Origin of the sequence: [Pseudopropionibacterium] massiliense (genome assembly GCF_900607225.1) — a bacterium.
Lineage (GTDB): Bacteria > Actinomycetota > Actinomycetes > Propionibacteriales > Propionibacteriaceae > Arachnia > Arachnia massiliensis.
In genome coordinates, this window is the sequence record NZ_LR027842.1 from 1428099 (window position 1) to 1448138 (window position 20040).

At 68.6% G+C, this 20040-nt stretch carries 18 protein-coding genes; 9 read left to right on the forward strand and 9 right to left on the reverse strand.

Translation table 11 applies throughout. The features are described from left to right. Nucleotides 1–55: 55 nt before the first annotated feature. A complete protein-coding gene (glgP, locus tag E0E39_RS06285; protein ID WP_014846724.1) occupies nt 56–2611 on the forward strand; it encodes an alpha-glucan family phosphorylase in 2556 nt (851 codons plus the stop codon). A 91-nt stretch (nt 2612–2702) separates the two neighbouring features. Here the strand turns inward: glgP and glgX are convergent, their stop codons facing one another. Beyond that, the gene (glgX, locus tag E0E39_RS06290) at nt 2703–4832 is read right to left on the reverse strand and encodes a glycogen debranching protein GlgX (RefSeq protein ID WP_014846723.1); all 2130 of its coding nucleotides are present in this window, start codon (nt 4830–4832) and stop codon (nt 2703–2705) included. A gap of 130 nt (nt 4833–4962) precedes the next feature. On the opposite strand from glgX, the gene E0E39_RS06295 reads away from it, so the two are divergent. Genes E0E39_RS06295 through E0E39_RS06310 form a run of 4 tightly spaced genes read left to right on the forward strand, consistent with a single transcriptional unit; the run spans nt 4963 to nt 8382 of the window. Next, nucleotides 4963–6066, forward strand: a complete 1104-nt coding sequence (locus E0E39_RS06295; RefSeq protein ID WP_130873966.1) for a cysteine desulfurase family protein — start codon at nt 4963–4965, stop codon at nt 6064–6066. Between the two features lie 54 nt (nt 6067–6120). Then, the gene (gene mnmA, locus E0E39_RS06300) at nt 6121–7179 is read left to right on the forward strand and encodes a tRNA 2-thiouridine(34) synthase MnmA (RefSeq protein ID WP_130875645.1); all 1059 of its coding nucleotides are present in this window, start codon (nt 6121–6123) and stop codon (nt 7177–7179) included. Beyond that, nucleotides 7179–8147, forward strand: coding sequence for a uroporphyrinogen decarboxylase/cobalamine-independent methonine synthase family protein (locus E0E39_RS06305; RefSeq protein ID WP_207302438.1), 969 nt, complete (start codon nt 7179–7181; stop codon nt 8145–8147). Before mnmA ends, E0E39_RS06305 begins: the two co-directional genes overlap by 1 nt. A 10-nt stretch (nt 8148–8157) precedes the next feature. After that, the gene (locus E0E39_RS06310) at nt 8158–8382 is read left to right on the forward strand and encodes a hypothetical protein (RefSeq protein WP_126378123.1); all 225 of its coding nucleotides are present in this window, start codon (nt 8158–8160) and stop codon (nt 8380–8382) included. On the opposite strand, the gene E0E39_RS06315 is transcribed toward E0E39_RS06310, so the two are convergent. The 7 genes from E0E39_RS06315 to E0E39_RS06345 are packed head-to-tail and all read right to left on the reverse strand — an operon-like array spanning nt 8370 to nt 15076. Then, nucleotides 8370–9953 (reverse strand): hypothetical protein, encoded by a 1584-nt coding sequence (locus E0E39_RS06315; RefSeq protein WP_130873967.1) that lies wholly within the window; start codon nt 9951–9953, stop codon nt 8370–8372. The two genes, E0E39_RS06310 and E0E39_RS06315, sit on opposite strands and share 13 nt — an antisense overlap. After that, nucleotides 9929–10696, reverse strand: a complete 768-nt coding sequence (locus E0E39_RS06320; RefSeq protein ID WP_130873968.1) for an ABC transporter ATP-binding protein — start codon at nt 10694–10696, stop codon at nt 9929–9931. The genes E0E39_RS06315 and E0E39_RS06320 overlap by 25 nt, the downstream gene beginning before the upstream one ends. A gap of 40 nt (nt 10697–10736) precedes the next feature. After that, nucleotides 10737–11411 (reverse strand): response regulator transcription factor, encoded by a 675-nt coding sequence (locus E0E39_RS06325; RefSeq protein WP_130873969.1) that lies wholly within the window; start codon nt 11409–11411, stop codon nt 10737–10739. Further along, nucleotides 11408–12613: a sensor histidine kinase gene (locus tag E0E39_RS06330; protein WP_130873970.1), complete on the reverse strand. Its 1206-nt coding sequence runs from the start codon at nt 12611–12613 to the stop codon at nt 11408–11410. Before E0E39_RS06330 ends, E0E39_RS06325 begins: the two co-directional genes overlap by 4 nt. Further along, the gene (locus E0E39_RS06335; RefSeq protein ID WP_130873971.1) at nt 12610–13410 is read right to left on the reverse strand and encodes an ABC-2 family transporter permease; all 801 of its coding nucleotides are present in this window, start codon (nt 13408–13410) and stop codon (nt 12610–12612) included. Before E0E39_RS06335 ends, E0E39_RS06330 begins: the two co-directional genes overlap by 4 nt. Continuing rightward, nucleotides 13407–14171 carry an ABC transporter permease gene (locus E0E39_RS06340; RefSeq protein WP_130873972.1) on the reverse strand — a complete coding sequence of 255 codons (765 nt, stop codon included), beginning with the start codon at nt 14169–14171 and terminating at the stop codon, nt 13407–13409. The genes E0E39_RS06335 and E0E39_RS06340 overlap by 4 nt, the downstream gene beginning before the upstream one ends. Then, nucleotides 14168–15076, reverse strand: coding sequence for an ABC transporter ATP-binding protein (locus E0E39_RS06345; protein WP_130873973.1), 909 nt, complete (start codon nt 15074–15076; stop codon nt 14168–14170). The genes E0E39_RS06340 and E0E39_RS06345 overlap by 4 nt, the downstream gene beginning before the upstream one ends. A gap of 251 nt (nt 15077–15327) precedes the next feature. Here E0E39_RS06345 and E0E39_RS06350 point away from each other — a divergent pair, with 251 nt between their 5' ends. The 4 genes from E0E39_RS06350 to gatB are packed head-to-tail and all read left to right on the forward strand — an operon-like array spanning nt 15328 to nt 19383. Beyond that, a complete protein-coding gene (locus E0E39_RS06350) occupies nt 15328–16038 on the forward strand; it encodes a FadR/GntR family transcriptional regulator (RefSeq protein WP_130873974.1) in 711 nt (236 codons plus the stop codon). A 49-nt stretch (nt 16039–16087) separates the two neighbouring features. After that, complete coding sequence (gene gatC, locus E0E39_RS06355) at nt 16088–16381, forward strand: Asp-tRNA(Asn)/Glu-tRNA(Gln) amidotransferase subunit GatC (protein WP_130873975.1); 294 nt, start codon at nt 16088–16090, stop codon at nt 16379–16381. A gap of 3 nt (nt 16382–16384) precedes the next feature. Further along, on the forward strand, nt 16385–17896 hold the full coding sequence (gene gatA, locus E0E39_RS06360) for an Asp-tRNA(Asn)/Glu-tRNA(Gln) amidotransferase subunit GatA (RefSeq protein ID WP_130873976.1): 1512 nt from the start codon (nt 16385–16387) through the stop codon (nt 17894–17896). Beyond that, complete coding sequence (gene gatB, locus E0E39_RS06365; protein WP_130873977.1) at nt 17896–19383, forward strand: Asp-tRNA(Asn)/Glu-tRNA(Gln) amidotransferase subunit GatB; 1488 nt, start codon at nt 17896–17898, stop codon at nt 19381–19383. Before gatA ends, gatB begins: the two co-directional genes overlap by 1 nt. Nucleotides 19384–19401: 18 nt before the next feature. On the opposite strand, the gene E0E39_RS06370 is transcribed toward gatB, so the two are convergent. Continuing rightward, a complete protein-coding gene (locus E0E39_RS06370; protein ID WP_130873978.1) occupies nt 19402–20007 on the reverse strand; it encodes a maleylpyruvate isomerase family mycothiol-dependent enzyme in 606 nt (201 codons plus the stop codon). Between the last annotated feature and the right edge of the window lie 33 nt (nt 20008–20040).

Genomic DNA, 20040 nt, shown 5'->3' on the forward strand with positions numbered 1-20040 from the left:
GGAACCACCCTATCTTCTTCAGGGTTTCGTGTGCCGGGGTGAGTCAATGTAATTTATGCTCGTGCGTGCATTCCGACGATTCACCGTTCATCCTGTGCTGCCCGAACGCATCGCGAAGCTCGATGCGCTGGCGAAGAATCTTCGCTGGTCGTGGCATCAGGAAACCCGGGATCTTTTCCGGGCAATCGACCCGAAACTCTGGGAGGAAGTGGGAGAGGACCCCGTGAAACTGCTGTCCGCGGTGCGTCCCGAACGGGTCCAGCAGCTCGCGGCCGACCACGTCTTCGCCCGTAACGTGGGTCTCCTCCACGACGATCTGGTCAACTACCTCTCCGCCGACCTGTGGTTCCAGCGCTACGCCGCCGAGAACAAGGGAGCGCCCGCGGGCATCGGCTACTTCTCCGCCGAGTTCGGCGTCAGCCAGGTGCTTCCCCAGTACTCGGGTGGCCTGGGAATCCTCGCCGGCGACCACCTGAAGGCGGCCTCCGACCTCGGCCTGCCCCTGATCGGGGTCGGCCTTCTCTACCGGTTCGGGTATTTCCGGCAGTGGCTGAACGCCTCCGGGTGGCAGCAGGAACGCTACCCGGTGCTGCCCTCCAACGAAATGCCCGTGGCCCGCCTGCTGGATTCCGCCGGGAACCCGCAGGAGATCAGCGTGGAGGTCTCCGGGCGGGAGGTCTTCGCCTCCATCTGGGTGGCCTCCGTCGGCCGCATCCCGCTGCTGATGCTCGACACCGACCGCGACGACAACGACCCTGAGGCCCGCAACATCACTGACCGGCTCTACGGCGGCGGCACCGAGCATCGTCTCGCGCAGGAGGTCGTCCTTGGCATCGGTGGTGTCCGGGCACTGCGCCGCTACTGCGAGATCACCGGTCGTCCCCAGCCCGATGTCTACCACTGCAACGAGGGCCATGCCGGGTTCCTCGGTTTCGAACGCATCCGCGAGTACCTGGCCGATGGGCATGACCTTCCCACTGCCATCGAGTTGACCCGCGCCGGAACCGTCTTCACCACCCACACTCCCGTGCCGGCGGGAATCGACCGTTTCGACAAGAGCCTCGTGGAGCACCAGTTCGCGAACTTCGATCCCGGGCTGCCGCTGGATGCCATCATGTCCTTCGGTTCCGAGACCTACCACGGCGGCGACCCGTCGCGTTACAACATGGCCGTCCTCGGGTTGAGGCTCGGCCAGCGCGCCAACGGTGTCTCCAAGCTTCACGGCGAGGTCTCGCGGGAGATGTTCAACGGCCTGTGGCAGGACTTCGACGCCACCGAGGTGCCCATCGGTTCCGTCACCAACGGTGTCCACCACCGCACCTGGATCCACCCGGAGCTCCTGGAGATCCTGAAGGCGCACACCGACGACGCCAGCACGGTCGTCGACGGCTACGACTGGGCCGCCATCCAGGAAGTGGACGACGACACCCTCTGGGGCCTGAAACGACAGCTGCGTTCCTCCATGATCCAGATGGCGCGCAAACGCCTGGCGGAGTCCTGCAAGGCCCGGGGCATCCCCGCCGACTGGACCTCCGAGGCACTGAACCCGCGGGTCCTGACCCTCGGTTTCGCCCGCCGCGGCGCCTCCTACAAGCGCCTGACGCTGATGCTGTCGAACCCGGAGCGCCTGAAGGCCCTCCTCAACCACCCCACCACGCCCATCCAGATCGTGATCGCGGGCAAGGCCCACCCCGCCGACAACATCGGCAAGTCGCTGATCCAGCAGATGGTGCAGTTCTCCGACCAGGACGACGTGCGCGGCAAACTGGTCTTCCTGCCCGACTACGACATGTCCCTGGCCCGTCCCCTGTACCCGGGCTGCGACGTGTGGGTCAACAACCCGCTGCGGCCCTACGAGGCCTGCGGCACCTCCGGCATGAAAGCAGCCCTCAACGGCGCCGCGAACCTGTCCATCCGCGACGGCTGGTGGGACGAACTGTACTCACCGAGGTTCGGTTGGGAGATTCCCTCGGCGGAGGGCATCACGGACCAGGCCGAGCGTGACGCCGCGGAGGCCGAGTTCCTCTACTCGATCATCGAGAACGAGATCATCCCGCGCTTCTACACCCTCGACGCGAACGGCAACCCCGCCGAGTGGCTCAAGATGATGCGCGATTGCATCTCCGAACTCGGCCCGGAGATCCTCGCCTCCCGCATGGTCCGCGACTACGTCACCGACTACTACACCCCGGCCGCGCGTTCCCTCGCCGCCCGGAACGATGATGGCGTCGCCGCCGACCTGGCGAAGTGGAAGGAACGGATCCGCCGCGACTGGCACACCGCCCAGGTCGTCGGCCTCGACGTCGGTGTCATCGGGCAGCTCGAGACCGGCACCGTCCTGCGTCCGACCGTTGACGTCCGGCTCGGTGCCCTGAGGGCCGAGGACGTCGCGGTGCAGCTGATCTTCGGCGACGTCGACAACGAGGACAGGCTCCACAACATCCGCAAGTACCCGACGGTTCCCGTCGGGGAGGCGGACGGGGTGACCCGGTTCGTCGCCGAGATCCCCACCCGCTACGCGGGACAGATCGGTTGCCTGGCCCGCATGGTGCCCTCGCATCCGCTGCTGGCCAGCGACTCCGAGATGGGGTTGTCCGCCGTCATCAGGTGACCCGGGCCGTGCCCTGCCGGCACGCCGCAACCGGAAAGCCCCCGCGGGGAAAGGAACCCGCGGGGGCTTTCCCGTGCCAGTGGTACCGGGATCAGGGCATGAGGGACAGGGGCATGCCCAGCAGCTCGGCGGCGGTGGTCGGCACGTCGCAACGCATCAGCACCACGCAACGTCCCGGGACCCTCAGCACGGAACCGGGCGACAGTTCCTCGGACGGCAGCTCATCGGTTCCCGCCGAATGCCAGGCGATCTTCAGGTGGGCGGCCCAGGGCAGGCCGGGAAGGGTCACGTCTATGGGATCGGCCCCCGAGTGGAACCACGTCAGGAAGGCATTCGCCTCATCGGAGACGTACATGCCCAGCAGGCGGCGGGACCCGTCGTGCCAGTCCTGCTCTGTCATCTGGGCGCCGTGGTCGTTGAACCAGGTGAGATCGACGCGTCCGAGGTTTTCCCCGTGGGCGTTGATGACGTCCGTGTGGTGCAGGTAGCGGTCGGGACGCAGCAGGGGATGCTTCGTCCTCAGGCGCAGGAGCTCGGCCAAGCGGCTCCGGACCGCCTGCCAGCGGGCATCGGGGGTCCAATCCACCCAGCTCAGCGGAGAATCCTGGCAGTAGGCGTTGTTGTTGCCCTTCTGGGTGCGCCCGAACTCGTCGCCGGCGAGGATCATGGGGGTCCCGGCGGCGAGAACCTGGGTGGCGTGCATGTTGAGCACCTGCCGGGCCCGCAGGTCATTGATGGCGGGATCGTCGCTGTCGCCCTCGAAACCGTGATTCCAGGAACGATTGTTGTCGCTGCCGTCGCGGTTGCCCTCCCCGTTGGCGGAGTTGTGCTTCACGTCGTAGCTGACCAGGTCGCGCATCGTGAACCCGTCGTGAGCGGTGACGAAGTTGATCGAGGCCTGCGGGGGACGACCGTTGTGCTGGAACACGTCGGGGGAACCGGAAAGCCGGGTGGCGAGCTCCTGGACCCCGTGAACGGTGCTCTTCCAGTAGTCGCGCACGTGATCACGGAACCGGTCGTTCCACTCCGACCAACCGAGACCGAAGCTGCCGAGCTGATACCCGTAGGGGCCGATGTCCCAGGGTTCGGCGATCAGCTTCACCCCGGCGAGCGCAGGGTCGGAGTCGATCTGCTGCTTCAGGGGATGGTCATGGACGAAATGATGCTGGCCGTTGCGGAACAGGGTGGGAGCCAGATCGAAACGGAACCCGTCGACCCCCATGTGCTCCACCCAGTAACGCAGGGAGTCGACTATCAGCTGCCGCACCATCGGCGTGGCGGAATTCACCGAGTTCCCGCAGCCGGTCACGTCGTAGTCGTCCCTCAGGTCATCGGTGAGACGGTAGTAGCCCGCGTGGTCGATACCGCGCATGGAAAGCGTCGGACCCTCGTGCCCGCCCTCCGCGGTGTGGTTGTAGACGACGTCGAGGATCACCTCTATGCCGGCGTCGTGGAGAGCGGCGACCATGGCCTTGAACTCCGTCACCTGGTTCCCGAGGGTGCCCCGGGTGGCGTAGTAGGCGTGCGGGGCGAAATAACTGAGGGTGTTGTAGCCCCAGTAGTTGCTCAGCCCCTTGTGGGCGATGAAAGGCTCGGATGCGTAGTGGTGGATGGGCAGCAGTTCCACCGCCGTGACGCCGGTGTCCAGCAGATAGGAGATCACGTCCGGGTAGGCCAGGGCCGCATACGAGCCGCGCAGGTGTTCGGGCACCAGCGGGTGCATCTTCGTGAAACCGCGCACGTGCATCTCGTAGATGACCGACTCCGCCATCGGACGCCTACCACCCGCCACCGGAGGAGGTGCAGGGGTGTCGGCGACGACGACGCTGAGCGGCACGGCCCCGAAGGAATCGGTGGCGTCGGGACGGAAATCGTCGTGGGCCAGGTGATCGTGGATCGGGCCCCGGTAGTCGATGCCGCTGGTCACGGCCCGGGCGTAGGGGTCGAGCAGCAGCCGGGCCGGATTGAAACGGCGGCCGCGGCTCGGCGCCCAGTCCCCGTGCACGCGGTAGCCGTACTCCTGCCCCTCACCGATACCGGGAACGAAGGCGTGCCAGATTCCCCGGCCGTCCTCCCTCATTTCCACGTTTCGTTGGTTCTTCATCAGGTCCACGAGCGACAGCTCCACGCGTTTGGCGTGGGGGGCCCACAGACCGAAGCTGACGCCGTCCTTCTCGACCTTTGCTCCCAAGCGGCTGGTGTCGAGCGGCTCAATGAACATGTTTCGCCTTCCGGCCCCCGGTGGGCATCCGCCCCGAGGGCCGGACCATTTTGCCATATGTCGTCTGATCTCGCGGAAACCTCCGCGTGACAAGCGCTTGACCGGAGCCGCTGATGGTTATGGTGAACCGGTGAGCACCTATCTGGACCACGCCGCCACCTCGCCGATGCGTTCCGAGGCGCGGGATGCGCTGCTTACCGAGCTCGGAAGGGTCGGCAACCCCTCGTCCCAGCATCGAGCGGGACAGCGGGCCAGGCGCCGCCTCGAGGAGGCGCGGGAGGAACTGGCGGCGGCGCTCGGCGCCCACCCCGGGGAGGTGATCTTCACATCGGGCGGTTCGGAGGCCGACTCGATCGCCATCCTGGGTTCCCTGGCCGCCCGGCCCGAAAGACCACGGAGCCTGATCTCGGCGGTCGAGCACCCGGCCGTGCAGGAGGCCCGTGGCAGGGGGGCCGAGGTGCTCGCGGTGAACTCCCGCGGAGTCGTCGAGGACACCACGTGGGAGGCCGCGGACGAGAAGGTGGCCGTGATCTCGGTGGTGAGGGTGAACAACGAAACCGGGGTGATCCATCCCCTCGACGGTCTGATCGCCGCCAGCTCGAGGACGGGTGCGTGGAGTCACAGCGACGCCGTGCAGGCCCTCGGGCACGTGCCCCTGGACTTCCACGCCACGGGTCTGGACCTGATGAGCGTCTCCGCCCACAAGATCGGCGGTCCCGTCGGGTTCGGGGCCCTCGTCGTGCGGCGCGGCGTCACCCCGGCGCCGATCGGGCTCGGCGGTGGGCAGGAGGGCCGCATCCGCTCCGGTACGCTCCCGGTGGCTCTCGCCGCCTCCTTCGCGGCCGCCGCGACGGCTGCCGTGGCGGGTCTCGAGGCCGAGTCCGAGCGGCTCCTCGCGCTCCGGGACGGGATCCGCGAGACCGCCTCGGCCTGCGGGGGACGCATCAACGGCGAGAACTGCGCCCCACACGTCGTCAGCGCCACTTTCCCCGGGATACGGGCCCAGGACCTGTTGTTCCTGCTGGATGCCGAGGACATCCACGCCTCGGCGGGTTCCGCGTGCCGAGCCGGGGTGTACCGGCCCAGCGAGGTGCTGCTGGCGATGGGTGCCCCCGAGGACGAGGCCATGTCCACGGTCCGGTTCTCCCTCGGCCACACCAGCGGCCGAGGGGACGTCGACCGGCTTCGCGAGGTGCTGCCGGTGGCCGTGGAACGGGCCCGGGCGGCCGGGTAGAATTTTTCGGCCGCAGATCCGGAGAAGGGAGGGGAGTTGAAGGTACTGGCAGCCATGTCGGGCGGGGTCGACTCCGCCGTCGCCGCGGCGCGCCTCGTCGCCGCCGGACACGACGTGACCGGGGTGCACCTGGCGCTGAACCGCAACCCGCAGCCCTACCGGGAGGGGTCGCGCGGCTGCTGTTCCCTGGAGGACGCCCACGACGCCAGGCGCGCCGCCGACCTGCTGGACATCCCCTTCTACGTGTGGGATTTCTCGGAGCAGTTCCAGGCGGAGGTGGTTGACGACTTCATAGCCGAGTACCGCGCGGGCCGCACCCCGAACCCGTGCCTCAGGTGCAACGAGAAGATCAAGTTCGCGGCCGTGCTGGAGCGTGGGCTCGCGCTCGGTTTCGACGCCGTCGCGACGGGGCACTACGCCCGGGTCGTGGACAACGGGTCGGAACTGGAACTGCACCGCGCCGCCGACCCGGACAAGGACCAGTCCTACGTGCTCGGCGTGCTGAACCAGGACCAGCTGCGCCGCTCCCTGTTCCCACTCGCCGACACGCCGAAACCGCAGGTGCGGGCGGAGGCCCATTCCCTGGGCCTCAGAGTCGCGGACAAACCCGACTCCTACGACATCTGCTTCATCCCCGACGGCGACACCCAGGGCTACCTGAGGGCTCATCTCGGCGAGATCCCGGGGCCGATCGTGGACCGCTCCGGAACCGAGCTCGGGCGGCACAGGGGGCATCACGGATTCACCATCGGGCAGCGCAAGGGCCTCGACCTGCGCGTCCCGGCGCCGGACGGCAACCCCCGCTACGTACTGCGGATCGAACCGGCCGACAACCGCGTGGTCGTCGGCCCCGGGGAATCGCTGCTGGTCACCCGGCTCGCGGGCATCCGCCCCACCTGGACCCAGCACAGGGTGCCCGGGAGGTGGCGGGGACAGGTGCAGTACCGGGCCCACGGCGCGGCTCTGCCCGCCACCATCACCACCGCCGCCGGGGACGACCGGGTACGGGTGGAACTCGACGCACCGACCCGCGGGGTGGCGCCGGGACAGTCCATGGTGTTCTTCGATGCCACCCGAGTGGTCGGCTCCGCGACGATCAGCGGGACCTCGTGATGCGCGTGACCGCCGCCGGTTCCGTGCCCGGCGATGACTTCCGCGGGGCCCTGGCGGCGATGACCGAGGCCCTTCCGGATGTGCTTCCCCTCCCCGAGCTGCCCGCCCGGGGCGTGGAATCCGGGATGACCGGCAGGGCGCTGGGAATCATCGACGGCCTCGGTTTCGACATCCAGCCCGCCGGGTGGCGCCTGACCACTGCACCCGGGGCCGATCATCGCAGGGCGAGGGCCCGGTGGCGCCACGACCTGGACGACGCAGAGGAACTGCTCCAGGGCTTCGACGGTGTGCTGAAGATCGGGTTGGCCGGGCCGTGGACCCTCGCCGCCACGGTGGAACGCCCCCGGGGAGACCGGGTGCTGGCCGATCACGGGGCCCGCAGGGAGCTGGCGCAGGCGTTGACCGAGGGCTGGTTCCGGCTCCGGGCGGACCTGCAGCGCCGCATCCCGGGAGCGAGGGTGCTGCTGCAGCTCGACGAACCCGCGCTGACTGCGGTCGGCGACGGCACCATTCCCACGGCCTCTGGTTTCGGCAGGCACCGCCGCGTCGAGGACCCGGAACTGACCGGTGCCATCAAACCCTTGGCGGACGGCGCTTGGCTGCACTGCTGCGCCCCCGGGAGCTGGCTGCCGGTGGCGGGACGTGCGGGATTCGCGGCGGCCGCCGTCGACACCCGGCTGTTCCGGGAATCCGCGGAGATCGATTCCCTGACGGAGTGGGCGCAGGCGGGGCGGGGCCTGGCCCTGGGGGTCGTCGACACCGCGGCCGGGCGCATCCAGGGCGTCGACGAACTGGTCCGGGAAAGCCTGCGGGTGCTGCGCCACCTGGAGCTGCCCGCCCCGGGCACCGACTCCGGGGTGCTGCTCACCACGGCCTGCGGCATGGCCTCCTGGAAGGTGGCGGATGTGCCGGGTCAGCTGGCCTCGCTCCGACGAGCGGCCGCCCTCGTCGCCGAGGCCCTGCACTAGACTTGCCTTCGTGCGGTTCTTCTCCGACCTCAACCTGAACGGCCCCACCCCGCTTCGTGCGCAGCCCCGGGTCGGGGAGTGGGGGCCGGAGATGGTGCCCTCCACCCGTTGGAAGAAATGGGCTCGGGTACTCGTGCCGCTGATCGCGATCGGCCTGGCCGTCGGGGTCTTCTTCCTTGCCCGAACCTTCTACCTGCTGCTCACCGGGGACGAGGCCGGGGCCTATTTCTCGTAGGTGACGGCCTTCAAGACCTCCGGCCAGGTCCGGTCCATCCGCTTCCCGCCCAGGGAGATCAACCCGAGGGCGGCCAGGACGCCCAGAACCGGTCCCACCGGCAGGAACACCCAGCCGAGCAGCGGGAAACGGTAGGACGCGAAGACCATCCCCACCACCGGAAGCAGCAGGACCACGGAACCGAGCATCTGGAGCACGCTGGCGAGGAAAGCCGCCCCTTGCCCCTTCGAGGTGCTGGCGAACGGATTGGTGCCCGGCGGGGGAGCGGTTCCGTTCAGGAAGGAACTGACCAGCAGACTCATCCCCTGGTTCGCGATCAAGGCGCCCAGGCCCAGCCCGAGGGCGAACGGGAAGACACCCCACGCTCCCAGCAGCGCCGATGCCAGCACCACGGTGACCACGAACGTGCCGCCGTAGACCAAGGAATTCGCCATGAGACGGCCCAGCCGGTCCTCGAAACCCCGGATCCCGGAGACCGCGTGCAGCCACAACGCCGAACCATCCATGGGCGTGTCCTGCAGCGCCCCGATGCCCCCCATCCAGGTGGCCAGGGCAACCACCAGCCACAGGAGCTCCGGCACCGGTTTCTCGTCCCGGACCATGTTCACGAAAACCACGAAGAAGGGTGTGGCCATGACCACCAGCACCGAGGCGAACCGGCGCGGATCGCGTCGCAGGTACCGCAGGTTCCGGGCCGCGATGGCCCCGGCGGGACCCGGGGGAAAGAGCCGGTCCAGCCAGGGCGAGGACACGGTCGGGGCGCCGCTGCCGGCGCTCGGCAGGGGAGCGGTCAGGGCCTGGTCCAGTTGCCTGGACCACACCCAGGTCATCGCCACGAGCAGCACCAGGGTCAGGGCGAGCCGCAACGCCGCCAACCCGGGCCGCCCGGCCGCCAGGTCGACGGGCAGCGCCCAGGCCCACCCCATCGGAGTCCAGCCGGCTGCACCGCCCACCAGATCGACGGTTTCCCAGGTCAGGCCGAGATCGAACATTCCGCGGCCCAGCAGCGGGGCACCCCAGCTGACCGCGATCAGGCCGAGCAGGATCACCACGTACAGGATGTCCCGGCTCCTGCGGGCCGCCAGCCAGCGCGACAGGGCGGTCACCAGGATCCGGCCGGCGAGCATTCCCGTCACCACTCCGAGAACCGTGGAAACGATCCCGGCGATCGCCAGCAGCGGATCGGTGGCCCAGCCGATCACGAAGCCGCAGCAGACCAGGAGGGTGAAGATTCCGGGCAGGGTGAGCAGGTCCGAGACCAGCAGCGGAACCACCAGGTCACGGGACCGGAGCGGGAACAGCACCAGGCGCTGCGGGGACACGGAATCATCCATGGCGAAGAACAACACCGACCCGAAGGTCCACACCAGCACCAGAACGGCACCCGCCGCGAGCATCACGGGGGAACGCGCATCGGGCAGGAACCGCAAGGAGGCCAATCCCACGGTCAGGCCGATGAACAGCGGCAGCATCATCAAGGCGAGCAGCACGTATCCGACCGCCGCCCACGGGCTGCTCCTGAGCGCGGAGAGCTGGGAGCGAAGCCTCACAGCGACGAGTGGCGCAACCATTGCAGCGTCTCCTCCCCGGCCATCCGGCCCTGGCCGACCAGTTCCACGAATCTCTGTTGGAGGGTCCCGTCACCCCGGACCTGGTCGACGGTTCCGGAGACCAGGATGCGCCCGGCAGCCATGATCCCGACCCCGTCGCAGATGTTCTCCACCAGCTCCATGACGTGGCTGGACAGCAGCACCGTGCCACCACCGTCCACGTAGTCACGCAGCAGGTCGCGGATGACCTGACCGGAAACCGGATCCACGGCCTCGAGAGGTTCGTCGAGGATCAACAACCTCGGAGCGTGAATCAGGGCGCTGGCCAGCGAGATCTTCTTCGTCATGCCTGCCGAGTAGTCGGCGACCAGCTTGTCGGCGGCGTCCGCCAGATCCAGCACGCTCAGCAGCTCCCGCGAACGCTCCACCACGACCTCGGGGGCGAGGCGACGCAGCCGACCGTTGTAGCGGAGCAGTTCGGCGCCGGTCAGGCGGTCGAACAGCAGCACTCCGTCGGGCAGCACCCCGATGTGTTTCTTGGCGGTCACCGGATCGGCCCAGACGTCGTCACCGAGTACCCGGGCCGTTCCGGAATCGGGCCGGAGCAGGCCACAGATCATGGACATCGCGGTGGTCTTGCCCGCGCCGTTCGGGCCGACCAGACCGAACAGATGCCCTTGGGGGATCTGAAGGCTCAGGTTGTCCACGGCCACCTTGGGGCCGAAGCGTTTGAACAGACCATCCGTGACCAGAGCTGGGTTCATGGCCACAACTCTAGGGATTCGCGGCCCACATCGGGTGGCATCAGCGGGAGGACTGCGCATCGCGCAGGATTATCACCAGCTGCACCCGGTCCCGGAGCTTGAGTTTCGCCAGGATCCGGGTGACGGTTTTCTTGACGGATTCGGGCTGGATGAACAGCCGCTCACCTATCTCGGCGTTGGTCATTCCTTGGGCGATGAGCGCCGCGACCTCGCGTTCCCGGGAGGTCAACAGTCCGAGGCGTTCCCGTGCCGCGCGTTGTCGTGGGGTGGTGGAGCGCGGCATGTGCCGTTCGAGCAGTTGCCGTGTGATGCGCGGGGTGAGGATTGCGTCGCCCGCGGCGACCGCCCGGAGCGCCTGGTGCAGATCGGCGGTCCGGGTGTCCTTCAGGAGGAAACCGGAGGCGCCGGCCCCGAGCGCACCGAAGGCGTAGTCGTCCTGGTCGTAGGTGGTCAACACCAGCACCTTGACCCCGGGATGGTTCCTGGCGATGGCGGCCGTGGCGTCGATGCCGTTCAGGACCGGCATCCGGACATCCATCAGGACCACGTCGGGACGGGGCATGCGCCGCCTTTCGATCTCGGCGAGCTGGTCGAGGGCGTCCCGTCCGTTCTCGGCCTGCGCGATCACCCGCAGATCATCGGCCTTGCCGATCATGAGGGCGAGCCCCAGACGCGTGGCCCGCTGGTCGTCGACGATCATCACCGTCGTGGTCATGGCCGCTCCTTGGGCAGGACGGCGTGCAGACACCAGCCGCTCGCGATGGCCCCCGCGGTCAGGGCGCCGCCGCGGGAGGCGACGAGGCGGGTCAGGTTCGTCAGGCCGTGGCCGGGGGAACCTCGATCGTCCGCGCGGCCGTCGTCGGTGATGGTGATCGTCGTGGCGGTCGGGGCGTGGTCGAAGGCTACGGTGACCCGGGTCGCGTCCGTGGCGTGGCGCATGACATTGGTCAGGGCCTCGCGGACGATCGTGAAGGCCAGCCCCGCCAGGGCCGGATCGTCGGGTTGCGTGCCCGTCCTGCTCATTGCCACGGCGAGGCCGGTCCGCCGGGCGGTCGCCAGCAGCGGATCGAGGTCCTCCCAGGAGTGGGGGGCTGTCGCGTCCGGGAAACCGTCGGCGCGGGATGCAGGGTGGAGCGCGTCCACGGCCCGCCGGGTGTCGGCCAGTCCCTCCCGGGCCAGGGTGTTGATCGTGCCGATCGCCTCCTCGATGGCGGAATCTCCCGTGGTTTCCCGCAGCCCCTCGGACAGGGCGATGATGGCCGTCAGGTCGTGGCCGACGCTGTCGTGGAGTTCGGCGGCGATCTGCGCCTGGCGGCGGGCGGCATTGCGCTGATCGGTCAGCTGATTCTGCCGTGCCTGCGCCGCCAGTTCGGCGTCTCGATGACGCAGCAGCTCACGGCGCGCCCGGAAGGTGAGGGCCACGGCGACCACAGCCGTGAGAACGAACAGTGGCGAGATCATCCCCCCGATGGATACCGCGTTCGATCCACCCCTGAGGGCCTCGGGGAGCATCAGGCACGCGGCTGCCGCACCGATCCCGGCGCAACACGCCGGTACACCGGCCCGGGAGGTCAGGGCATAGGTGCCCATCAGCAGGGGAAAGACGTAATAGCTGTGGGCCCCCGCCAGCACGAGGCCCGCCGTGAGCAGGACCAGGCCGGTGGCGACGACCGTGATGAGCGGCCAGCGCCGCCGGAACAGCAGGGAGGAGATGCTGACAGCGGTGAGCATCATCCACCACGGGGTGGGTAGCACACCTCCCGCGTCCCTGAGATCCAGCAGCCGGTAGGTCATGAAGGCCTGGAACAAACCGATCATGCCGGCACCGATCCAGACGGGTTCAGAACTGGTGTGCCAGACCCCGGCGACCTGGTCGATGAAGGTCCTCGGGGCCTTGGGTGTCTGCGGCGCGCTCATGGGGTGCGGGCGGTCCTGCGCAGCAGCGCACTCGTCCACACCACAACCCAGGCCACCGCGATGGAACCCGCCACCAGCATGGAATCCATGGAGGCGATGCTATCGGGCTGCCGGGAGGCGAAGGCCGATGTGATCAGGGACAGCGGATACAGACCTGCCAGTGGTGGTGCCACCAGACTCAGGGCGAATCCCCCGATGGTGGTCAGCAGCAGAATGCTCACGATCGCGGCGAAGGAGCTCGCGATGGTCCCGACCCACATGACGAACACCTCGACGACCCACACCGACAGGGCGACGGGTACGACACGGGCCATGTACGGGCCGAGTTCCGCCGGGTTGAACCCGAGCAGCAAACCGGTGAGGACGAACTCGGTGAGGAACACCAGGGTGGTCGCCAGCGCGGTCTGGAGGGTGTGCAAAAGCTTGCCCGCGACCATGGTGACCATCAGCCCGGAGGCCGACATGCGCTGCCAGTTCCGGCCCTCGTGTTCACCGGCGGCGCTCTGGGCGATGAAGGCGCCGACGGCCAAGGGTATGAAGAGCATCGACGACATCAACGAGCCCTGCCCCCAGATGACGGCCCAGGTGGTCCCCTGGGCGAGAAACTCCGTGCGGTACTCCATGAACTGGGCATATCCGGAGAGCAGGCCGACCGCGCACAGCAGGGCGAGCGCCGGCCAGTACCAGAGGTTCGAGGCCTTGCGGTTCTCCCACAACCAGGCCGCCCGCACCGAGGGGCGGCGCAGGGGTGGTCTCCAGTGTCCGGTGGGAAGACGATCGAATGTCATGGTGCTCATCGGTGATTCTCCTTGTACTTGACGATGAACCGGGAGATGCAAACCCAGGCGGTGGCTGCGAGAACCGCCCCGAGCGCGTTCACCCAGGGATGGGTGACGAGCGCGGTCTCCATGCCGGTTTGCCCGAGCAGCCGTGTGCTCACCGGATTCGCCGCGGCCGGCAACCCCCAGGGCAGCGCCCAGCCCAGCGGGGCCAGATACATGAATGGCAGGGCCGAGGAAACGATCCCGGCCACGACGGCCACTCCCAGGCCGATCGCCTGCTTCTCCAAACAGGTAGCCAACGCCAGCTGCACCGCCATGGTGGCCACCGAGGCCGCGAGCAGCACGACCAGCCCCGGCCAGAACGCCTCCTGATACCCCGCACCGTTCCTCAGCCCGAGCACCGGCCCGGCCGTGGCGAGGAGCCCGATGAACAGCGACTCACCCGCCGCGATGCTCGCGGAACCCACCACCAGTTTCGCCGTGAACCGCGTGGCTGCCCGCTGTTTGAGGGCCGTGAACAACTGATCCATGCGCTCCTCCGTGTCGAGCGTGACCAACCTGGAGGCCAGCAGGGCCGCGACGATGGGCATCAGCAGCAACCCCAGGTAGAGGGGCTCGGTGAAACTCAGAACCATCAGGCGCGCCTCCACCACGCCCGTGCTGCGTTTGAGCGCCATGGCGGCGAGCCAGAGCAGCTGAAGTGCGGTGGCCCCGGAGGCCATGAGCCAGTAGTGTTTGCGCTTCATCTTGCGGATCTCCATGCCGACGGCAGTCATCGTCGCACCTCCCGCCCGGCGAGAGGGTCGGTCAGTTCCAGGAAGGCCTGTTCCAAGCTCTTGCGCACCGTCTGGACCCGGAACAGGGTCTGGCCGGCCTGGACGATCCGGGTCACCAGGTCCCCGACGAGCGGATCGGGAAGCATCGGGGTGCGAATGACGCCGCCGATGACCCGATGCCTGATCCGGTGCGCCCTCAGGAGGGCGGAAACCCCGGCGGGATCGGCGACCGTGAACTCGATGACCCCCTCGTCCCGCAACCCGGACAACGACCCCTGGTAGCGCAACCTCCCCGAGTAGATGATGCCCACGGAGTCGGCCATCTGCTCGATCTCTGACAGGATGTGGGAGGAGACGATCACGGTCACCCCCTCCTGCCGGGCCAGGGCCACGATCAGCTGCCGGATCTCGGCCACACCGGCCGGATCCAGGCCATTGGTCGGCTCATCCAGCAGGAGCAGCCGCGGATCCGCCAGCAATGCCATCGCCAAGCCCAGGCGCTGTTTCATGCCCATTGAGTACCGCTTGACCAGTTTGGAGTCCTGATCAGCCAGGCCGACCGTCCTCAGCGCGTACTGCACCCGGGTCCCGGGCAACCCCAGGTAGTCAGCGAGCATCGCCAGGTTTTCCCTGCCCGACAGACTCGGGTAGTACGACGGCCCCTCGATCAGCGACCCGACGGTCCCGGCGGGTAGGGGCGACCCGGTTCCCACCGGGTGGCCCAGCACGCTCATCCTCCCCGAAGTCGGTTTCACCAGACCCAGCAGCAGTTTCATCGTCGTCGACTTTCCCGCACCGTTCGGGCCCAGGAAACCGTAGACACCTCCTTGGGGAACCTGCAGACTGATTCCGTCCACCGCGGCGAAGTTCCCGTAGGACTTGGTCAACCCCTCGGTGGCAACCACGAGGCTCCCGAGTGGTTCCGGTCCGCGTGGCCCGTGCGGACTGCTCGAAGGCGGTTTTGGTGTCACTTCTGTCGTGTTCATGTCTCCATGGGATCCCGCGGCCGGTTCCTTCCGCATCCCGTGGACGACAACTGTCCCCCTGGGGGGACCGAACCGGGTTGGCGGGGAGTGCCTCGAAGACCCAGAACCGGTTCCGTTACGATCTTCCCCAATTCTCTGGTTGGTTCTGGGGGCCGAGGACAGGAAATTGAATGCGGAGGTTGGGAGACGGGCAGCGCCGCCCGCGCACAGGGGTGACCAGGACAGCGGAGACCGTCGAACGGATCAAACAGTTCATAACGACCAACGGGCTTCACCCCGGTGACTGCCTACCCAGCGAATCCGACCTGTGTGACGGCCTCGGTGTTTCCCGTAGCTCGGTCCGGGAAGCCATCAGAACCCTCAGCACCCTCGAGATCGTCGAGGTCCAGCACGGCCGGGGAACCTTCGTCGGGAACGCCACCCTCCATCCTCTGGTGGAAACGCTGACCTTCCGCGTGGACATGCTCCCCGGAGAGAACCAGCAGGCGCTCCGCGAGGTGATCGAGGCGCGGCGGGGGATCGACCTGGGCGAGGCCGGGCAGGTCTGTTCCGCGCTCCGGGGTGCCAGCGACGAGGAGCTCCACCGGCTGGTCGACCGGATCGCCGGGGCGAGGAAGGAGGGAGAGGCTTTCGCGGAACTGGACCGCGGGTTCCACGTCACCCTCATGCGCCGCGCGGGCAGAAGGATCATCGCGGACCTGGTCGCGGCCTTCTGGGATGTCCAGGCCGCGACCCTGGCGAAGCTCCCGCCGGGCATCGTGACGGACCCGCCCGGCGCACACGCGGAGATCCTCGGGGCCGCCGAGGCCGGGGACGTGGACGGCTACCGGCGAGCGGTGCACACACACTACGAGCCCCTTCTCGAGAGGTTCCAGCGCTAGGATTGGCCACGCCCGCGGCAGCGGGACCGCAGACCGATTAGGAGAAACCGTGGCCCTGACCCCTCAGGATGTGGCGCGGCTGGCAGCGCTTGCCCGGCTCGAGCTGACCGAGCCGGAATGCGCCGAGCTGGCCCCCGAGCTGGATGTGATCCTGGGCTCCGTGGCCCGGGTGGGCGAGGTGGCGGGGGGCGATGTCCCCCTCATGACCCACGCGCTTCCGCTGACCAACGTGATGCGCCCCGACGAGGTGCGCGAATCCCTGTCCCAGCAGGCGGTGCTGGCGGGAGCCCCTGACGTCGAGGACGAACGTTTCCGCGTTCCCCGAATCCTGAGCGAGGACTGAGCAGTGACCGAGATCATCACCAGGACGGCCCACGAACAAGCCGACCTGCTCGCGTCGGGTGAGGTGACCTCCGTCGAACTGACCCGCGCCCACCTCGACCAGATCGAGGCCGTGAACCCGGCACTCAACGCGTTCCTGCACGTCGGCGCCGAGGGCGCCCTGGATGCCGCGGCCGCGATCGACGCGCGCCGGGCCAGAGGCGAGGAACTCGGTCCGCTGGCGGGGATCCCCATCGCGGTGAAGGACAACTTCTGCACCAAGGGGTTGCCCACCACCTGCGGTTCCCGCATCCTGGATGGCTGGATCCCGCCCTACGACGCGACGGTCATCGCGCGCCTCAAACAGGCCGGGTTGATCATCCTCGGCAAGACCAACATGGACGAGTTCGCGATGGGTTCCTCCACCGAGACCTCCGCTTTCGGGCCCTCCCGCAACCCGTGGGACCTCGATCGGATCCCCGGTGGTTCGGGGGGAGGGTCCTCGGCCGCGGTGGCGGGCTGCCTCGCCCCGCTCGCCCTGGGCTCCGACACCGGGGGTTCCATACGCCAGCCCGGAGCCGTGACCGGCACCGTCGGCGTGAAACCCACCTACGGCGGGATCTCGCGCTACGGGGTGGTGGCGATGGCCTCCAGCCTGGACCAGCCCGGCCCCGTCACCCGCAACGTCCTGGACGCCGCGCTGCTGCACGAGGTCATGGGCGGCCACGACCCCATGGACTCCACGTCCATCGCCCAGCCGCTGCCCCCGCTGGCGGAGGCGGCGCGCCGCCGCGAGGTCAGGGGGCTGAGGATCGGTGTGGTCAAGGAACTCGGCGGTGAGGGCTACGACGCCGCCGTCGAGGCCCGTTTCGCCGAGGCCGTCCAGTGGCTGCGCGACGGCGGTGCCGAGGTGGTCGAGGTCACCTGCCCGCACTTCGAGTACGCCCTGGCCGCCTACTACCTGATCATGCCGGCGGAACTGTCCAGCAACCTCGCGCGCTTCGACGCGGTGCGCTACGGGCTGCGACTCGGCGACGACGGGTCGCGCGACATGGAGGCCGTGACCTCGTTCACCCGGGGGCAGGGCTTCGGGCGCGAGGCCAAACGCCGGCTCATCATAGGCACCTACGCCCTGTCCAGCGGCTACCACGACCAGTACTACGGATCCGCCCAGAAGGTCCGCACCCTCGTGGCCCGCGACTTCGAGGCGGCCTTCGCCGAGTGCGACGTGCTGGTCTCGCCCACCACACCGACCGTCGCGTTCAGGCTGGGGGAGCGCACCAGCGACCCGATGGCGATGTACAAGGCGGACCTGTGCACCATCCCGTCGAACCTCGCGGGCAACGCGTCGGCGAGTTTCCCCGTCGGGCTGAGCGAGGAGGGACTTCCCGTCGGGTTGCAGGTGATAGCACCCCCGCTGGCCGACGACCGGCTCTACCGGGTGGGTGGTTTCATCGAGGCGACCCTGGAGGACAAGATGGAGGGGCCGCTGCTCAAGCGGGCGAGGCCCCTCGACGGAACGAGGGCGGTGTGGTGATGACGGACCTGATGGACTTCGACGAGGTCATCGAGAACTACGACCCGGCGCTTGGGCTGGAGGTTCACGTCGAACTCAACACGAAATCGAAGATGTTCTGCGGCTGCTCCACCGAGTTCGGGGCGGAACCGAACACCCAGACCTGCCCCGTGTGCCTCGGCCTGCCGGGCGCGCTTCCCGTGGTCAACGCGAAAGCCGTCGAATCCGCGATCCGCATCGGCCTGGCGCTCGGGTGCCGGATCGCGCCGTGGGGCAGGTTCGCGCGGAAGAACTACTTCTACCCGGACATGACCAAGAACTTCCAGACCTCCCAGTACGACGAACCAATAGCCTTCGACGGCCGGGTCGAACTGGAGGTCGACGGGGAGACCTTCGTGGTCGAGATCGAACGCGCGCACATGGAGGAGGATGCCGGCAAACTGACCCACATCGGGGCGACGGGACGCATCCACGGGGCCGACCACTCCGTCATCGACTACAACCGGGCGGGCATGCCGCTGATCGAGATCGTCACCCGGCCCATCCTCGGCACCGGGGCGCGGGCCCCGCAGGTGGCGCGCGCCTACGTCGCCCACCTGCGCGACCTGATGCGCGCCCTCGACGTCTCGGACGTGCGCATGGAACAGGGGTCGCTGCGCTGCGACGCGAACGTGTCACTGGCCCCCAGGGGGTCGGGTGAACTGGGAATCCGCACCGAGACCAAGAACGTGAACTCGCTGCGCTCCATCGAACGGGCCGTGACCTTCGAGATGCGCCGCCAGGCCGCGATCCTCGCCGACGGGGGACGGGTCACGCAGGAGACCCGGCACTTCCACGAGGGGGACGGTTCCACCAGTCCCGGCCGCTCCAAGGAGGAGGCGCAGGACTACCGTTACTTCGCCGAACCGGACCTCGTGCCCGTCGCGCCCAGCGCGGAGTGGATCGAGGAGCTGCGCGCCACGCTTCCCGAACCTCCCGCCGAGCGCCGCAGGCGCCTGGCGGCGGAATGGGACATCGACGCCAGGACCATGGCCTCCGTCGTGGCCGCGGGGGCCCTGGACCTGATCGAGGCGACGGTGGCCGCGGGGGCCTCCCCGCAGTCGGCCCGGAAATGGTGGCTGAGCGAACTGGCCCGCCGGGCCAACGAGGCCGGTGTTGAGCTGGAGGAACTCGGCGTGACCCCGGCGGATGTTGCGGAAACCCAGGCGATGGTGGACGCGGGTGAGCTGACCGACAAGCTGGCGCGCGCAGTGTTCGACGGTGTGATCGCGGGCGAGGGCAGGCCCGGCGACGTGGTCGCCGGGCGTGGCCTGAAGATGGTCTCCGACGACGGCGCGCTGAACGCGGCCGTCGAGGACGTGATCTCCGCGAACCCGGACGTGGCCCGGAAGATCCGCGGCGGCAAACACCAGGCGGTGGGGGCACTCATCGGTCAGGTCATGAAGGCCATGAAGGGCCGGGCCGATGCCGCCCGGGTCCGTGAACTGCTGATGGAGAGACTGACCTGACCGGCCGGACCCCGGCCTCTACAGGCCGCCGACGGCCTTCCGGAACTCCTCGACGGTCTCGGGTTCGGCCGTGATCTGGATGTCGGCCTCCCTGCCCGTCAGGAACAGCAGCAGCTCCGAGGGCGGGCCCGCGAGGCGCAGCGGCCGGTTGCCCCTGCCGTGACGGATGACCTCGCCGACGGTGGGGACCAGGATGAGCTGCCCACCCCAGGCGCGCTGCGCCCGGAAGGCCAGCACCCGGGCGGTGCGCAGCAATTCCGCCTGGTCCCTCTCGGTGAGGTACTGGGTCCGGCCGTTCGCGCGCAGCACGTCCTCGTGGTGGATGAAGAACTCCACCGCGTTGACGATGCCGTCGAGCGGGCGCATCACCCAACCCGGGCGGCGCAGCTCCCTGACCAGGGCCGGGAATCCCTTCAGGTGCAGGGCCTCGATCTGGATGCGTTCGGTGAGCTCGGCGAACCGCTTCGAGCCGATCCCGGGAAGAGAGGCCGGCTTGTGCTCCCGGATCCACAGGTGCGCGGCCAGGTCGCCGACGTTCCAGCCGTCGCACCTGGTGGGGGCCAGCGGCCCGAGTTCGGACATCAGATCGCACAGCGACTCGCGCTGCCGGGAAGCAAGGCTCATGCCCCAAGCCTACGGGCTCGGGGCATGGCCTCG

Coding starts and splice junctions, on each gene's coding strand:
- glgX (WP_014846723.1), bottom strand. CDS start 4,832: ATGTTCATTGAGCCGCTCGACACCAGCCGCTTGGGAGCAAAGGTCGAG.
- E0E39_RS06370 (WP_130873978.1), bottom strand. CDS start 20,007: ATGAGCCTTGCTTCCCGGCAGCGCGAGTCGCTGTGCGATCTGATGTCC.
- gatB (WP_130873977.1), top strand. CDS start 17,896: ATGACGGACCTGATGGACTTCGACGAGGTCATCGAGAACTACGACCCG.
- E0E39_RS06305 (WP_207302438.1), top strand. CDS start 7,179: ATGCGCGTGACCGCCGCCGGTTCCGTGCCCGGCGATGACTTCCGCGGG.
- mnmA (WP_130875645.1), top strand. CDS start 6,121: ATGTCGGGCGGGGTCGACTCCGCCGTCGCCGCGGCGCGCCTCGTCGCC.
- E0E39_RS06330 (WP_130873970.1), bottom strand. CDS start 12,613: ATGAGCGCGCCGCAGACACCCAAGGCCCCGAGGACCTTCATCGACCAG.
- E0E39_RS06350 (WP_130873974.1), top strand. CDS start 15,328: ATGCGGAGGTTGGGAGACGGGCAGCGCCGCCCGCGCACAGGGGTGACC.
- E0E39_RS06335 (WP_130873971.1), bottom strand. CDS start 13,410: ATGAGCACCATGACATTCGATCGTCTTCCCACCGGACACTGGAGACCA.
- E0E39_RS06340 (WP_130873972.1), bottom strand. CDS start 14,171: ATGACTGCCGTCGGCATGGAGATCCGCAAGATGAAGCGCAAACACTAC.
- E0E39_RS06320 (WP_130873968.1), bottom strand. CDS start 10,696: ATGAACCCAGCTCTGGTCACGGATGGTCTGTTCAAACGCTTCGGCCCC.
- glgP (WP_014846724.1), top strand. CDS start 56: ATGCTCGTGCGTGCATTCCGACGATTCACCGTTCATCCTGTGCTGCCC.
- E0E39_RS06315 (WP_130873967.1), bottom strand. CDS start 9,953: ATGGTTGCGCCACTCGTCGCTGTGAGGCTTCGCTCCCAGCTCTCCGCG.
- E0E39_RS06325 (WP_130873969.1), bottom strand. CDS start 11,411: ATGACCACGACGGTGATGATCGTCGACGACCAGCGGGCCACGCGTCTG.